The organism is Larkinella sp. (genome assembly GCF_965227735.1).
Lineage (GTDB): Bacteria > Bacteroidota > Bacteroidia > Cytophagales > Spirosomataceae > Larkinella.
Genome location: NZ_OZ245776.1, coordinates 3,903,335 through 3,919,464 on the forward strand (window position 1 = coordinate 3,903,335; position 16,130 = coordinate 3,919,464).

The 16,130-nt window shown below is 51.0% G+C and carries 14 protein-coding genes; 8 read left to right on the forward strand and 6 right to left on the reverse strand.

Annotated elements, in window-relative coordinates; all coding sequences use genetic code 11:
* Positions 1-7: 7 nt before the first annotated feature.
* Both ACO064_RS15190 and ACO064_RS15195 read left to right on the forward strand, forming a co-directional pair.
* A complete protein-coding gene (locus tag ACO064_RS15190; protein WP_421828115.1) occupies positions 8-817 on the forward strand; it encodes a CheR family methyltransferase in 810 nt (269 codons plus the stop codon).
* Positions 799-1,389, forward strand: a complete 591-nt coding sequence (locus ACO064_RS15195; RefSeq protein ID WP_421828116.1) for a chemotaxis protein CheB — start codon at positions 799-801, stop codon at positions 1,387-1,389. The genes ACO064_RS15190 and ACO064_RS15195 overlap by 19 nt, the downstream gene beginning before the upstream one ends.
* Positions 1,390-1,406: 17 nt before the next feature.
* Here ACO064_RS15195 and ACO064_RS15200 read toward each other — a convergent pair whose 3' ends face one another.
* The gene (locus tag ACO064_RS15200; RefSeq protein WP_421828117.1) at positions 1,407-2,183 is read right to left on the reverse strand and encodes a hypothetical protein; all 777 of its coding nucleotides are present in this window, start codon (positions 2,181-2,183) and stop codon (positions 1,407-1,409) included.
* Between the two features lie 266 nt (positions 2,184-2,449).
* Between ACO064_RS15200 and ACO064_RS15205 the strand changes: the two genes are divergently transcribed.
* Complete coding sequence (locus ACO064_RS15205; protein WP_421828118.1) at positions 2,450-4,081, forward strand: amidohydrolase family protein; 1,632 nt, start codon at positions 2,450-2,452, stop codon at positions 4,079-4,081.
* 70 nt (positions 4,082-4,151) lie between these two features.
* On the opposite strand, the gene ACO064_RS15210 is transcribed toward ACO064_RS15205, so the two are convergent.
* The 4 genes from ACO064_RS15210 to ACO064_RS15225 form a co-directional block, all read right to left on the reverse strand.
* The gene (locus ACO064_RS15210) at positions 4,152-4,799 is read right to left on the reverse strand and encodes a DinB family protein (protein WP_421828119.1); all 648 of its coding nucleotides are present in this window, start codon (positions 4,797-4,799) and stop codon (positions 4,152-4,154) included.
* 108 nt (positions 4,800-4,907) lie between these two features.
* The gene (locus ACO064_RS15215; RefSeq protein ID WP_421828120.1) at positions 4,908-5,708 is read right to left on the reverse strand and encodes a hypothetical protein; all 801 of its coding nucleotides are present in this window, start codon (positions 5,706-5,708) and stop codon (positions 4,908-4,910) included.
* A 156-nt stretch (positions 5,709-5,864) separates the two neighbouring features.
* A complete protein-coding gene (locus ACO064_RS15220) occupies positions 5,865-6,647 on the reverse strand; it encodes a hypothetical protein (RefSeq protein WP_421828121.1) in 783 nt (260 codons plus the stop codon).
* Positions 6,648-6,745: 98 nt separating this feature from the next.
* Positions 6,746-7,372, reverse strand: coding sequence for a hypothetical protein (locus ACO064_RS15225; protein ID WP_421828122.1), 627 nt, complete (start codon positions 7,370-7,372; stop codon positions 6,746-6,748).
* Positions 7,373-7,805: 433 nt separating this feature from the next.
* On the opposite strand from ACO064_RS15225, the gene ACO064_RS15230 reads away from it, so the two are divergent.
* On the forward strand, positions 7,806-9,233 hold the full coding sequence (locus ACO064_RS15230) for a serine hydrolase domain-containing protein (protein ID WP_421828123.1): 1,428 nt from the start codon (positions 7,806-7,808) through the stop codon (positions 9,231-9,233).
* Entirely contained in the window at positions 9,230-10,060 is an 831-nt protein-coding gene (locus ACO064_RS15235) for an SDR family NAD(P)-dependent oxidoreductase (protein ID WP_421828124.1), read from the forward strand. The genes ACO064_RS15230 and ACO064_RS15235 overlap by 4 nt, the downstream gene beginning before the upstream one ends.
* A gap of 135 nt (positions 10,061-10,195) precedes the next feature.
* Here the strand turns inward: ACO064_RS15235 and ACO064_RS15240 are convergent, their stop codons facing one another.
* Positions 10,196-12,472 carry a TonB-dependent receptor gene (locus ACO064_RS15240; RefSeq protein ID WP_421828125.1) on the reverse strand — a complete coding sequence of 759 codons (2,277 nt, stop codon included), beginning with the start codon at positions 12,470-12,472 and terminating at the stop codon, positions 10,196-10,198.
* 444 nt (positions 12,473-12,916) lie between these two features.
* On the opposite strand from ACO064_RS15240, the gene ACO064_RS15245 reads away from it, so the two are divergent.
* The 3 genes from ACO064_RS15245 (at position 12,917) to ACO064_RS15255 (ending at position 16,083) form a co-directional block, all read left to right on the forward strand.
* Positions 12,917-13,429 (forward strand): RNA polymerase sigma factor, encoded by a 513-nt coding sequence (locus ACO064_RS15245; protein ID WP_114407740.1) that lies wholly within the window; start codon positions 12,917-12,919, stop codon positions 13,427-13,429.
* A gap of 266 nt (positions 13,430-13,695) precedes the next feature.
* Complete coding sequence (locus tag ACO064_RS15250) at positions 13,696-15,177, forward strand: phytoene desaturase family protein (RefSeq protein ID WP_421828126.1); 1,482 nt, start codon at positions 13,696-13,698, stop codon at positions 15,175-15,177.
* A gap of 69 nt (positions 15,178-15,246) precedes the next feature.
* Positions 15,247-16,083: a phytoene/squalene synthase family protein gene (locus ACO064_RS15255; protein WP_421828127.1), complete on the forward strand. Its 837-nt coding sequence runs from the start codon at positions 15,247-15,249 to the stop codon at positions 16,081-16,083.
* The last annotated feature ends 47 nt before the right edge of the window (positions 16,084-16,130 follow it).

Genomic DNA, 16,130 nt, shown 5'->3' on the forward strand with positions numbered 1-16,130 from the left:
CTGGAGAATGATTGAGGAGGCTGACATTGATCTGGTGTTGAATGACCTGTTTGAAGTATACGGGTATGACTTCACCAACTACGCGCGGGCATCATTGAAACGCCGGATTAGCCGGTTATTTCTGCTGGATAAATTCCCCAGCTTTGCCGAGTTTCGATACCGCCTGAAGTCCGATCCGGGTTACCTGAAACGGGTGATCGAAGGATTGACGGTAACGGTTACCGAAATGTTCCGGGACCCGCTGTTTTACAAGGCACTGCGAACGGAAATCATACCGACCCTGGCGGCCAAACCGTTCATCCGAATCTGGCACGCGGGTTGTTCGACCGGGGAAGAAGTGTTTTCGATGGCGATTGTATTAAAAGAAGCCAATTTGCTTCATAAATCCCTGCTCTATGCAACCGATTTAAACCCGCAGGTTCTTGAAAAAGCGCGCCGGGGAGTTTTTCCGTTGGTTCAAATGAAACAGTATTCGGAAAATTACATCGAATCGGGCGGAAAAAATGACTTCTCGGCTTATTATACCGCGCAATACGGGCAGGTTAAATTTGAGGAATCATTAGCCGAAAAAATGATCTTTTCGACGCATAATTTAGTCTCCGACCGATCTTTTAATGAGTTCGATCTCATTCTCTGCCGCAACGTGTTGATCTATTTTGACAAGCAGTTGCAGGAACGAACATTAAACTTATTCGATGAAAGCATTGGAACACTTGGTTATCTGGCGTTAGGCTCGAAAGAAACGTTGAATTTCTCATCCATTAAAGCGAAATACCGGCAGTTGAATAAAGAAAAAATATGGCGGAAAATAGGCTGACTACCTCTTTTAAAGTCGTCGTTATCGGCGGTTCGGCCGGAAGTATCGAAGTGCTGTTAAAACTCCTCCCGGCCCTTTCTTCACCCTTGTCCCTGGCTATTGTTATCGTTCTGCACCGCAAAAATTCGACGGATTCGTCGCTGGCCGATCTGTTGTCTTCCAGAACGCTGATTCCGCTCCACGAAGTCGAAGACAAAGATCCGGTAATGCCCGGCACCATTTACCTGGCACCGGCGGATTACCATCTTTTAATTGAAAAAGAAGAAGTGTTTTCGCTCGATGGCTCCGAAAAGGTCAACTACAGCCGTCCCTCGCTGGATGTGACGTTTGAGTCGGCCGCCGATGTCTACGGTTCTTCGCTGGTCGGGATTCTTCTGTCGGGGGCCAACGCCGACGGCACCGCCGGATTGAATCTCATTAAAGCAAGGGGAGGAGTGCTTATTGCTCAAAAACCGGAAACCGCTCAGACTGCTTTTATGCCCCAGCACGCCATCCAGCATGCCCCCATCGATCACGTGTTGAGTGTCGAAGAGATGGCGGTTTTTATCAATTCGCTCAGCCGGGCCAACTGAGTCGAAACCGGGTTCGTTCATTGTTCTTCCACGTTGCCCGCGCCCAATTCCTGAAACAACGTCTGCCAATACTGCGTCACGGCCGGATTATTCTCTTTCACCGACGCATTTGGCGCAAACGGCAGGATCATCGACACCTCCGGACTTCCAATCGTATAGCGTTTCAATTGTTCGGCATCGGCTTTGGCCCAGCTATCGGCCTGCGCATTGTCTTTGGGGGGCGTTTTGTGAAAATCCCGGCGACCGGCACTGTACACGCTCTCAACCATGTCGCTGAGGTAATATACTTTAACGGTGGCACCGCTCTCATTGGCTTTGGCAATTACCGGCAAACTGGCCCAGATGTCGGTTTCTTTGTTCGACGACGACGCGTTCGGGGCGACCAGTTGCTGCAAAACGCGTTGACGGATGGCGGCTTTTTCGCGGCCCAGCGACAAATCGAAGCTGGTTTGGGCGGCTTCGCGGTCGGTAGCATTGGCACTGCTGATGTCCTCCATTTCGGAGCGGGCAGTCACCGATAAGGCGCGGGCTTTTGAGGTGTTTTCGTGGATGAAATACACATCGAGTTTATCGCCCTTGTTGCGGATATTCTGTTCGATGATCTCGTTGACCGCCCCCTGGTATTTCTGGGAAACAAAGGCTTTGTTGGCATTGACGCTGACGGATTTGTCGAGGAAAATCAGGGTGTAAAGCGGTTCGGATTTCGCCGTGGTGGAGTCCGCTTCCTTGCTGTTGTCGGACGAGCAGGCTGCGAGTGTGAGGAGCAACAGGCAGCTAGAAAGAAAATTTTTCATAAGAGCTTAACAGTCATCCGATTTCCGGACTCAAATCGCTGGGCCGGTGCAGGATCGGAAAATGGTTTTTTGTAAAACGTCGCCTACGGTGAGTTGTTTGCTTACGGGACGCCGGATTCGGAATAATTTGTACTTTATCTTTCAATATTTATCTGAATCACAGCTTTTTCCGGTTGACGGCGAAAACCGGGTTTCCGAAAATCAAATGTACCAACAAACTCTGTATCTTGCTTACTCTGCTGATTCATCAACCCCCTCCTTACGATATGAACCACGTTTTTACCCGACTGTTCACGTTCGTCGTCGTCCTGGTTTCCCTTTCCCGCCTGCATGCTCAGGTCACCAATGCTCCCGCCCGCAACGAAGGCGATGGCCCCCACAAACGACTCATCATCCGGGGCGTTACGCTCATCAACAGCACCGGTGCGCCCCCGATGGGCCCGGTCGATATTGTGGTGGAAAAAAACCGCATCACCCAGATCCGGCAGGTCGGATTTCCCGGTGTTCCGATCGACGCGGCCCGACGTCCGCAGGCTGGTGCGGGTGATAAAGAACTGAATTGTGAAGGCATGTATTTGATGCCCGGTTTTGTCGATATGCACGGCCACATTGGCGGCAAGGCGCAGGGAACGCCCTCCGAATACGTTTTCAAACTGTGGCTGGGACACGGCATCACCACCATTCGCGACCCATCGGCGGGCAACGGCCTCGACTGGGTGCTCGACCACCGCGGAAAAAGCGAACGCAACGAAATTACGGCCCCGCGCATCAAAGCCTATACCGCATTTGGCATGGGGGCCAAAGAAGTCATTTCGACGCCGGAGCAGGCCCGCGCCTGGGTGCGCGAGAACGCTAAAAAAGGCGCCGACGGCATCAAGTTTTTTGGTGCCGAACCGGAAGTATTCAAGGCGGCTCTGGAAGAAAACAAAAAACTGGGCCTGCGTTCGGCCTGCCACCACGCCCAACTGGAAGTGGCCCGGATGAACGCGCTGGCGACGGCCAAAGCCGGTCTGACGTCGATGGAACACTGGTATGGGTTGCCCGAAGCGCTTTTTGAAGACAAGACCATCCAGACCTATCCCGCTGATTACAACTACAACAACGAACAAAACCGCTTTGAGGAAGCCGGCAAACTCTGGCAGCAAGCCGCCAAACCGGGAACGGAAAAGTGGAATAAGGTGATGGACGAACTGATTGCGCTCGATTTCACCATCGACCCGACGTTCAACATCTACGAAGCCAACCGCGAACTGATGCTGGCCCGCCGGGCCGAGTGGCATGACGAATATACACTCCCGGCCCTCTGGCGGTTTTATGGCCCCAGCCGGATTTCGCACGGTTCCTACTGGCACAACTGGGGAACGGAGCAGGAGGTAACCTGGAAACGCAATTACCAGCTCTGGATGGCGTTTATTAACGAATATAAAAACCGGGGTGGCCGCGTCACGGCGGGGTCCGATTCCGGATTCATTTACCAGCTCTACGGTTTTGCCTACATCCGCGAACTGGAACTGCTGCGCGAAGCCGGTTTTCACCCGCTCGAAGTCATCCGGGCGGCCACGCTGAAAGGCGCCGAAGCCCTCGGGATGGCCGATCAGATTGGTTCTGTGGAAGTCGGCAAACTGGCCGATTTTGTGATTACCGAAGAAAATCCACTCGCCAATCTGAAGGTTTTGTACGGCACCGGTGCGATTCACCTGAACGACAAAAACGAAGTGACGCGGGTCGGCGGGGTGAAATACACTGTGAAAGACGGTATTGTCTACGACGCTAAAAAACTGCTGGACGATGTGAAAAAGATCGTCGCCGATGCCAAAGCGAAAGAAAACTTCGAAATCACGCAGCCCGGTGTGGCTCCGAAAGCTGGCAAACTGTCGGGTGGAAAACCGCAGGAGTAAGTCGGCGATTTGGCTGAGGTTACACTATTCCCTACCTATCAAATAAGGGCTTTCTGGATCCAGAAAGCCCTTATTTGATTACATCCGGTTTCGGGAAACGGGAATCGGCCAGTGTCCGCTTCAACTGGTTTGTGTGCCGAACGGTGTGTGCGATCATCATGAGGGCGTTCTGGTGTAGGTCCCGGATATCCCGTTTTCCGCTGCCACTTTTCCGAAAAATATAGAAGGATCGCATATCGACCGTTGCATTTTCGGTGAAAAAGTCGACGGACTGATCGCGGGCAGTATTGAAGATGCGGACGCAGGTTTCCTTTGAGGCATAGCGGTGCAGTGGCAGGTTCGTACCCCGGGCTTCGCTTTTGTTTGGTGACGTGGCGTAATCCCGTATTCGCTGATCGGCACCCGCCGTAGAGTCGCGGTACGAAGCAGGCATGGTGGGTTGCGCAAGTGCCCACCAGAATTCCCGAACATACCCTTCTTCAATGAGTCCGAGGTGCTCGACGATATCGTTGGCCGACCAGCTTTTTTCATCTAACCGATAGAAAAACTGCTTTTCGGTGAGTGATTTAACGGTGTTGAGCAGTTCCTGACGACTTTGCTCAAGCATGGTCATGATTTCCTTTTTGTCGGTTTCCGACCAGCGTTCACCGGGTTTTTGGGCCAGCACATTTTCTGACCAAAGCAGGCATATCACGACAAGGGTAAAGACGGTTTTCATAAAAGAGGGCAGTTTTAGAACAAAAATGGAATTGATCCCCCAAAAATGTCCTTTCCCGTCCGTTTCGCATTGTATAAATGCGACATTCTGGTGTTTCCACCAAAGCCATTATTGTGCGGGATTGGTGGTTGGTGTGGCATTCGGGCACCCAATAAGCAGTTCGATAGGTCGCGTTAATAGGGTATCGGCAGCAAAAGGATTCGGACCGATCAGGACCAGTTCAATATCCAGACGGTTATTGAGAGGTATGATCTGCGTAGCTCCGGTACCAGCGGCCAGAACACCCTGAGCAACCGGGAAACCGCTCACATTAAGGATCTTAAAATCCAGAGCCAAGTCCGCTGAGGCAAATCTTATCCCTTCCAGGGTGGTATTTTTGCAAATGACTGCGCCCGTCTTCTTTTCATCCAGAACATCGGAAAGGCTGATGGTCACAGGGTTTGTTCGGTTTGAAGCGACCGATTGACTTCTAAAAACGGGTCGAAAGGTGATGATTCCGCCAGTTGGGCCCAAAAGCGTAACGGTGCGTTCCTCTTTAACTTCCCCCGCAAGCCCTCCGCCGGTGACCGCTACGGTGAATATGTATTCACCGGGTCCGTTAAAAATACGGTTATCACCAGCGAAGGATTGACTGAACGAGAGAGAGCGGTCAATAATCTGTTCGGAATCATCGGGCCTTTTTACGGATAAGAGTACATTGAACGCCCGGCCACCAGTCGTGTCAATCTCGTATTGAATCGTAACGCTACAGAAAGCTGTGGGGCAGATGAATTGCCGGTCTATTACAAATTTTTTGATCCGTTCACGGGGAAATACATGAACGCGAACTTCGGTGGGATTATTCAGCAGAACGTAGCCAGCAACAGCGACTACCAAGGTTGTAACGACTACCAGTAGAGCAATTTCCATGATTTTGATTGTGTAAGTGAAAAGAAGGATTGCACAGGTATAGTCGTAGAAAGAACAGGGTGTGGAAACACTTGAACCGCTTATTAATCTCAATGGGGCGATACCGGATTGGGGGTGGGTTGGATGTCACTCCGAATTAGGAGCTTTTGAATAGAGTTACTTCGCTCGGGCAAACACTTCCCGCAGCGTACCCTTCCAGCCTTCCTGGATATAGGTGTCTCCCTGCTTCGTAACCCTGAAGTCGTTTTTCACACCCTTCTGAGTCACATCCCAGGAGAAAAATTCATTGGTTTCGGTCAGGACTTTCCCGTCATACTGGTACGTTCCGGCGCCTGCCCCGTTAAAGTGGCCGGTTTTCGGATTGTAATAGGCATACACGACCAGGGGGTAACTGAAGATTTTTACCACCTGAATGCCTTTGTAGGGTCCTTCGCCCAGGCGGGTTTTGCCCCAGGTTCCTTCCTGCATGAGCCATACGCCTTCCAGCCCGTTATTTTTTAGCGATTCTTTGGGCGTAATTCGCTCGTCGATTTCACTGACTTCGTAGTTTTTATATTTCTCAGAGTTCAGAAAACCGGTTTGCTGAAACGCCTTTGAATCAACCTGATAATCCATAGCCAATACACTGCCTACGGCGGTTGAATCCCAGGAGTAATACGCGATTTTCTCCAGATATTTACCGTCTTTCAACGCATACGTACCTCCACCGACGCCATCGAAGGCTTTGCGTCCGTGCCGTTTGTCATCATACCAGCCCGAAAACCAGTACCCATCTTTAAAAACCTTGATCACCGTGACCGAGTCGCGGGTGCGCCAGTCGGTCATTTTTCCAAATTTATACGTTGTTTGGCGGTACGCGCCATTGAGTTTGCTAACCGGCTCGTCGGCTACAAAAGCACTCAGAACACCCAGAAAGAACAGAAATACCAGCTTTTTCATCGTCATACAGAAGTTGATGGAACGAGTCAAAAGTAACAGTCTGCCCGGTGCCCGTATTGTACAAGTGCGACATTCGGCGGATTGTAAAGACAGAAAGATTAACCGGCGTAATCCAGCCCCGGACGCCGGAAATGCCGGGCTTCCGGGAAGGCAGTTTCCATTTGCCGCCGGATGCGATCCAGCAGAATCAGCATGTCCAGCACATCATCGGTTTTTTCGGGATAGTTTTCCAGCAGCGTGTGCCAGGCTTTCAGCGAATAGTCGATGCTGACCAGCACCAGTTTCGCTTTTCCGTTGAAATACGCCCGCAGAACCGCATCCGGCGTCATCCCGTTGTTGATCTGCAAAGCCGAAACCACTTTAACCGGAATCAGCGTCCGGTACCATTTGAGGGTTTCCCAGGCATCTTTCAGCGTACTCAGCAACGCCGTTGCTTCGGCCTCCGTCCGCAGCCCCAGATTCGTTTCAAACGCCTGCTGATGACCGGCCTTTTCGAGCAGATTCTTTTCCTGCTTCAGCCATTCGGCCGTCTGGCGCAGGTAGTCGTCGCACAAGGCCGTTAGCGGATTTCGAACCGCTCCTTCCGTTTGGAAGGTAACAGCCTTGGTTTCCTGTTCAACGGCCCGGTGTTCGGGCAAAAGCCGTTGCTGACGGGCCTTGTCGACGTAGGATTTGGTCAGTTCCAGCGTTTCCATGAGCCGTTTCACCAGCGTTTCCGCGTCCATGGTTGGCTGCTTCAGTCCGTCGGGATATTGTAACGCAAAATTCTGACACCTTTTTGTAAACGGGCAACGTTCACACCACGAATCGCAATAGTTGTAAATGCCCGGTATTAGCGCCACTTCCTCTTTCATACTTAATAAATCGTTACGGTGGGTTTATAAACTTATAAAGATTAGTATAATAGGCTATTCAGATAGATTTGTTTGTGAATATAGCTTTTGGGCTGTAAAAAGCAAATAGTTTTCCTAAAATAAAGAGGATTATTCCGCTTATTTGCTTTTATATAGCTAATTCTTTTGCTTGGAAGTGTGTTCCGAGAGTTGTTAAAATAGTATTTTGGCTACTATTGACTTCCGATCAAAGAATTCATTCCAAACCCTACTCCAGCGTTTTCGCCCGGATGCGCTATTTTTGGTGATTCCACTTCCTCTTTCTATGAAATACAGTATCTTTTTTCTCTTTTTGGTTACCTGGTCGGCGGTGGCCCAAACGCCCGAAACCGCCCCCCTCGACTCGCTCACGGAGCGTTCCAAACGGTATTTGAATGCCCAGCAACCCGACTCGCTGTATGCCCTGATGGGGGAAGCGTTTCACATCCAGATTTCGGCGGCCCAGTTTACCCAGATTTCGCAGGGACTGAAGGCGCAGTTGGGCCGGTGGCAATCCGCAGAGCGAAGAAGTGTGAAAGATGGCGTTGCGCGGTACAAGGCGGTTTTCGACAACGGGCTGATCGACTTCTACATCAGCCGGGATAAAGCCGGCAAAATTTATACCTTCCTTTTCAAGCCCTACGAAGCCGATGTAGCCGACAAAACCACGCCGGTTTTAACCAGCAATCCGCTGCGGACGGCTTTTGATAAACAGGTCGATGCGGTTGCGCGGGCCTACATCAAAAAACAGAATACTGTCGGCCTGAGCCTTGGCATTCTGCGAAACGACAGCCTGGTTACCTACGGCTATGGCGAAACTGCCAAAGGCACCGGTCGAATTCCGGATGCCAACACGCTTTTTGAAATTGGCTCGATCAGCAAAACCTTCACGGCAACGCTTTTGGCCGATGCCGTTCAACGCGGACTGGTAAAATTGAATGATCCTGTGAATAAATACCTGCCCGATTCGATTCCGGCTTTGCAAAAAGATGGCGTTCCGGTGACGCTCCAAACCTTGTCCAATCACACCTCCGGTTTGCCCCGGCTGCCGTCCAATTTGTTTTCGACGGCGACGGATGTGACCAATCCCTACAAACACTACGACCGAAAATTGCTGTATACATACCTCAAAACCGCTACCTTATCGCGTCAGCCGGGCAAAGAATACGAGTATTCCAACCTGGCCGTTGGGCTGCTGGGCACAATTCTGGAAACGGTGAACAAGAAGTCATACGAAGCGTTGATTCAGGAGCGCATCGCCAAACCGCTGGGCATGGCGCATACCGTGATTACCTTGAGTGAGGACGACAAAAAAGTATTCGCGCAGGGTTATGATGGAAAAGGCAACCCGGTCTCCTCCTGGGAGTTTCAGGCACTGGTGGGCGCGGGCGGCATTCGTGCGTCGGTCAACGACTTGTTCCACTATGTAAAAGCAGAGTTAGGCAAAGGCCCCAAAAAGATCTCGGAAGCAATGCAACAAACCCAGGAAACGACCTTTGTAAACGGGACCACCACCCTCGGTTTGGGCTGGCACCGGCGAACAGAAACGTCCCGACCGTGGTTCTGGCATCAGGGCGGAACGGGTGGTTTTGTGACGTACGTCGCCTTCAATCCGTCGCGCCAAACCGCCGTGATTCTGCTGACCAACAGCCAGACACCCATCGAAGAACTAACCGCCGGATTTCTCACCCTTACAGAACAAAACACCAAATGAGCGTCGAAACCATCAGTATTCTAGGCTGTGGCTGGCTGGGTTTTCCACTGGCCGAGTCGTTTCTGGATGAAGGCTACATCGTGAAAGGCGGTACAACGTCCAAAGACAAATTGCCGGGCTTCTGGAAAAGAGGGATCAAACCGTACGAACTGCACTTCAATCCGGAACCGGCAGGCGACGATCTGGCTGATTTTCTGGAAGCCGATGTGCTGATTATCAACATTCCGCCCAAAGCCGGCAAACTGGGCGATGGATTTCATCCGCAACAGATCCAGGCGGTGGTCAGTGCTTTGCGTCAGTCGGGGACGAAAATACCGTATACGATCTATGTAAGTTCGACCTCCGTTTACCCGGATCTGAACCGTGAAGTGGTTGAGGACGATGTTGTAAGGTCCGATCAGGCCGCAGCTCCGGCTTTTGTCGAAGCCGAGCAGCTTATTCTGGAGTTGGAAAATGCGACGGTTTTGCGATTCGGCGGCTTGTTGGGCTATAACCGCATTCCGGGGCGGTATGTAGCCGGGAAAAAGAACCTGACAACAGGTTTGGTTCCCGTCAATTACATTCACCGTGACGATGGAATTGGTGTTATTCGCGCTTTGGTAACCAATCCGCAACCTGGTCAAACCTTCAGCGTCGTATCGCCCGAACACCCGACGCGCGAAGCGGTGTATCGGAAAAACTGCGACGATTTTGGCTACGAAACCCCGACCTTTGCGGAACCCGCGGAACCGGAACCGTTTAAAATCATCAGTTCGGAGAAGTTAGTAAAAACCATTGGATACACCTATGTGTACGAAAACCCATTGGCGTTTTATTACGCGCCCTAAAGGCATGAGACGTACGATTTGCGGCCCTAAATTCCCTAAAGGACGGTCGGTCGCTGCCGGACTTTTTGCATCTTGGTTAAGCTGGTCCAAGTCCCTTATTTTGTTTCAATCAATTAGGGGAACGGGGCAGAATCTCTAAAACTTCCATTTTAACCGCATTGACGCATTCCGGCCCGGATCGTCGGCGTAATACCGAAACCGGTTCAGGTAATCGCGGTACACGGTATTGAACAGATTCGTTACGGTGAAGCCTACATCAATCTGATGATGGGCAAACACCGGGAGCGCAAAACCGGCGGTCAGGTTCCAGAGTGAATAAGCGGGAGGAGGAGGCAGGAAATCGCTGTTTTCCGGAACGCGGTTTTGCCGCGCGACCCATAGATTTCCGACGCCCACAAAAACCTCCTGCAATTTGTTCCACTTGCCTACTTCGTAACGCAGACCGTTTTCCCAGCGGTTGGGCGGTGTCATTACAATCGGCTGATCGAGCACCAAATCCTGCACATACAGCAACGACAACTTGGAAGTTCCGCTCAGTTTAGGCAACAAAACCGCCTGAACACTGGCGTCCAGCCCGGCGTAAAGCGCGTCGGTTTGGGTGTATTTAAAGGATGGAAAAGCACCCCGGATGGTCAGAATCGGTTCGGGCTGCGGTTTCAGATAAATATAATTCCGGATGGTGTTGTAGAAAAAACCAATCTCGGCCTGTACTTTTTTGCCGGTGTATTCTGTGCTCAGATTCAGGTTGTAAGCCACCTCGGGCCGCAGCGAGCGGTCGCCCAGTTCATAAGCGGCTGCGCCGTGGTGGACCCCGTCGCTGAACAATTCGCTGACATTGGGCGAGCGCCAGGACGTTCCGGCGTTGAAACGGGTGGTCCACTGGTCGGACAGAGAATACGTCGCGCCCAGCGTTCCCGAAAAATTCTGAAATACAAATAGCGGTTTTTCCAGCACCTGTTTTTCGTACCGGAACACCTGCATGTGCCGGTAATCGTAACGCAGCCCGGCTTCGTATTCCCAGCGGTTGACTTTCAGTTTTTCGATCCAGAACAGCCCGGCGTTGTAAGTCCGGAAGTTCGGAATCAGGGGCCGTCCGTTCATGATGTTATACTGGTAAAAACCGCTGACGCCCAGGCTCCCCGTCAGTTTATTGGCAACGGGTTTGTGTTCAAAAACGAGATCGCCGGTGTAGGTGGTGAGCCGGAACCGAAGTTCGGGGCGGTTCAAAGCGGCCACGGAATCATTTCTGGGGCGGTGCAAATCATATTCCATCCGGTCGTCAAACTGCCGGGCCAGGGTCAGGCTCAGGTCACCGCTGGAAACCGGTTTCCAGGCGGTTCGCCATTTCAGTAAATCATGCGAAATCTGCTGATTTGGTCGGCGAATGGCGTAGCTGAAGCCGGATTTGATCAGCGGTTCGCCGTTTTCCAGAACCGTTTGCAAGTCGGTCAGGCTGCCGATGTGCGAACCGGAAAAGATACCCAGTTTGGTGGAAAACCGGCTGTAATACACCTCAGACCGAAACCGGGTGGACCGGTATCCCAGCGACGCGGAGAAGTTTTGCTCCGAAATGCCGGTATTATCCAGAAAGTAATTTGGCGTGCGAACATTACCACCCCGTTTCAACGTCCCCTGCACCCGCCAGCCGAAGCCTTTTCCAAAACCGCCTTCGGTTTGCAGCGATGCGACGCCTTGCCGCCCGTTGGTAAAGCCCACCAGATTCAGCTCGCCGTGAACCGTTTTAATAGTAGGTAAAGGGGCCGGTTCGACCAGAATGACGCCCCCGATGGCGTCGGAACCAAACCGTACACCCGCAGCGCCCTTGATCACGGTCAGGCGATTGGCTACAAACGGATCGATTTCCGGCGCGTGTTCCGACCCCCACTGCTGGCCCTCCTGCCGGATGCCGTTGTTGAGAATCAGAACGCGGTTGCTGTGCATGCCGTGGATAACGGGCTTGGTGATCGACGAACCGGTTTGGAGGGTGGTCACGCCCGTCATGGTACGGAGCGCATCGCCCAGCGACTGGCCACGGGTCTGGTAGAGGGCCTTGCCTTCCAGTTGCGAGATGGTCTGGCTGGTGAGGGCGTTGGCGCGTTGTGCGGTTACGTTGACATCCTGCAAATGAATATCGTCTTCCGTCAGCAGCACATTTTGCTCCGAGGTGTGGACCAGCACAACCGATTGGGTGACCTCCTGATAACCCAGAATGCGGCTGACCAGCGTGTAGGTTCCCTGACACAGCGGTTCGATCCGGTACTGACCGCTGGCATCGGTAACGGTTCCTTTCTGCAATTCTTTAATAAAAACAGCCGCACCCGGAATGGGCTGGCGGCTTTCGCGGTCGAGCACAACGCCTTTGATAAAACAATCGCAGGGGTCCTGTGCGAAAGTGGGGCGTAAAATGCACACCCACAGAAACGAAAGTATTATGCGAAAGTATCTATGCTGGTTTTGGTTCACTTTCAGGATGTTACAAATTCTTTCAAGTTGCAAAACTACAATTTTTGCAACTTCGTTGCAACATGCAGACTGGTTAATTCCACGGCCGTTAGTTCAAATGAAATGCTGAGAAAGTGGACAAAAACCTTGTTTGTAAGTTTTGTTTAACTATTTTTGGGAAAGATTAAACAAAGTGTGGTGCGCGATTCCACACACTGTGGTATTTTTTCCACAGTCTGTTCTTTGACATCGTTTGGCATGGTTACCCGGTTGCTCGTTTCAGTATATTTAAGTGTCTGTATTTAAGGTGGTTAAGTTGGTGGGTCGCTGGTCAATCAAAAAAAAGTAAGATTTGGTTACATTGTTGTCTACTGGATATACAGAAACGATTCAACAAAAAACGACTTATAGATCATGACAGCACTTGAATTTACCTACAACATCGGCAAAGTTTCAAAGTCGCTGAAGCCATTTGCTCTGCGTTTGACGAAGGATGTTGAAGATGCAAATGACTTATTGCAGGACACTCTATTGAAGGCTTTTACGAACCGCGATAAATATACGGATGGTACAAACCTGAAAGCGTGGTTGTATACCATCATGAAAAATACGTTCATCACCAACTACCAGAGAATGGTGCGGAAAAATACGTTCATCGACACGACGGACAATCTGCACTACATCAATTCGATGGAAAGTAGCACCGATAACACCGCGTATTCGTCTTTTGCACAGGACGACATCAACCGGGCCGTCAATGCACTGGATGATACTTACCGGACACCGTTTATGATGCATTTCCGGGGCTTTAAATACCACGAAATTGCCGCCCGTCTGGATATTCCCATCGGAACCGTTAAAAACCGCATCCACATCGCTCGTAAAGAGTTGAAAGATAAATTGAAAGTTTACGCGTATCAGGCGTGAGCTAGAGTAAAGAGGATAGACAAGAGAGTAAAGACTAGTGGAATTAAGTAAACAGAACAGGTCTTTACTCTCTTGTCTGTCTTCTAACATCTCAAAAGACATTTGATTGAGTAGTTTTTGGTTAAAAAAGAGGAAGGTTCCGAAAAGTTAGATGGTTTCCGTCTAACTTTTTTGGTTAGAGCGAAAGACGGATTTTTCAATCCGTCTTTTTTGCGTTTATTACCCCCATCGACCTTTAATGATGGGTTGGAGCTAAATTTTCACACATGTCAAAACGCGTCATTGTTATAGGGGCCGGTTTTGCCGGTTTGTCGGCAGCTACGAGTCTGGCCGATAAGGGGTTTGAAGTTACGATTCTGGAAAAAAACAGCCAGGCGGGTGGTCGCGCCCGGATGTTTGAGCAAGACGGTTTTGTGTTCGACATGGGGCCGAGTTGGTATTGGATGCCCGACGTGTTCGAAACGTATTTTGGGCATTTTGGTAAAAAACCGTCGGATTATTACAAGCTCGTGCGACTTGATCCGTCGTATACGGTCGTTTTTGGAGCCAATGATGCCGTCGATTTGCCCGCAGGTGTCGAAAATATTCAGGCGGTTTTTGAACAAATGGAACCGGGTGCGAGTCGTCGCTTGCTCGAATTTCTGGAGCAGGCGGCTTATAAGTATGATGTCGGGATCAATCAGTTTGTCTGGAAACCGAGCCGGCGGGTGTCGGAATTCATGAGCCTGAAGTTGTTGCAGGATGTGATGCGGCTGGATGTGTTTCAATCGTTTGCCAGCCACATCCGTAAATATTTCACGAATGAGCGGCTTTTGCAGTTGATGGAGTTTCCGATTTTGTTTCTGGGCGCAACACCAGCCAACACGCCCGCGATGTATAGCCTGATGAACTATGCCGAAATTTCGATGGGAACCTGGTATCCGATGGGCGGCATGCACGAGATCGTGAAGGCGATGGCGAAGCTGGCTGAGGAGAAAGGTGTGAAAATTTTATTGAACCATCCGGTCAAACAAATTAGCGTAACAAATGGTAGTGCCAACAAGGTTGAAACCTACCAGGGAACCTTCGAGGCCGATGTGGTGGTGGCTGGCGCTGATTATCAGCATGTCGACAGCAAGTTACTGACGCCTGAATATCGAAATTACGACGACCGGTATTGGAAAAGCCGGGTGATGGCCCCATCGTCATTGCTGTTTTACCTGGGTGTCGACCGGCGGGTGCCTCGTTTACAACATCACAACCTGTTTTTCGATGAAGATTTTGGGTTACATGCCCACGAAATTTACGAGAAACCGCAGTGGCCGACGAAACCGCTGTTTTACGTTTCGGCCCCGTCGAAAACCGACCCGGGTGTGGCACCGGCAGGCATGGAGAATCTGTTTATCCTGATTCCGGTGGCGCCGGATTTGAACGACCCCGAAGAAACGCGGGAATACTATTACAACCTGGTGATGGACCGGCTGGAAGCGTATGTGGGTGAAACGATTCGGGATCACGTCGTTTTTAAACGCAGTTACGCCCACAGCAATTTCATTGCCGACTACCATGCCTTCCGGGGCAATGCCTACGGACTGGCGAACACCCTGAGGCAGACGGCTATTTTGAAACCGGGATTGAAGAGCAAACGGGTTGACAACCTGTTTTACACGGGACAATTGACTGTTCCGGGGCCGGGCGTCCCGCCCTCGCTGATTTCCGGATTGGTGGTGGCGGATGAAGTCACCAAAGAATTCGGGCAACGAGCTTGACTAAAAAAATACGAACGACTAGCTGTTCCTGCGTCTGTTTGAAAAGGTACAGCCCACCAACGAACCCTTATGATTGAGTTATTCAACCGAACCGCGTTAGAGTGCAGCAAGCTGATCACCGAACATTACAGCACCTCATTTACGCTGGGAATTAAAACCCTGGACCGTAAATTCCATTTTCCGATTTATGCCGTTTACGGTTTTGTCCGGTATGCCGACGAAATTGTGGACACTTTTTACAACCACGACCAGAAATGCTTACTGGAAAAATTCAAGAAAGATACCTATGAAGCCATTGCCGACGGCATCAGCCTGAACCCGATTCTTCACTCGTTTCAGTGGGTTGTCAGGGAATACCGTATTGAACGGGAGCTGATCGATGCCTTTCTGAAAAGCATGGAAATGGATCTGTATGTTAACAAGTACACCGACAACAGCTATCAGGAATATATTTATGGCTCGGCCGAAGTGGTGGGGTTGATGTGTCTGCGGGTGTTCTGCGAAGGCGACCTGGCGATGTTCGACCGGCTGAAAGAACCGGCGCGCAAGCTGGGAGCGGCTTTTCAGAAAGTCAATTTCCTGCGCGATCTGAAAGACGATTACATCGACCGGGGGCGGGTCTATTTTCCGGGCGTCAATTTCAGCGAGTTTACGAAAGATGCCAAACGGCTCATCGAGAAAGACATTCAGCAGGATTTCGACGAGGCCTATGCCGGTATTCTGAACCTCCCGCGCGGAGCGCGAATGGGCGTTCATCTGGCGTATACCTACTACCAGACGCTGTTCAACAAAATCAAGCAAATTCCCGCTTCCCGGATTCAGGAGGAGCGCATTCGGGTGCCGGACATGAAGAAAATCGCGTTGCTGGCCCAGACCTACGTGCGGTTTCGGTGGAGCGGGCAGTGAAAATCGGCCCAATTGTCTTGCATTGAGCCGATTTTGCACCCCAGACG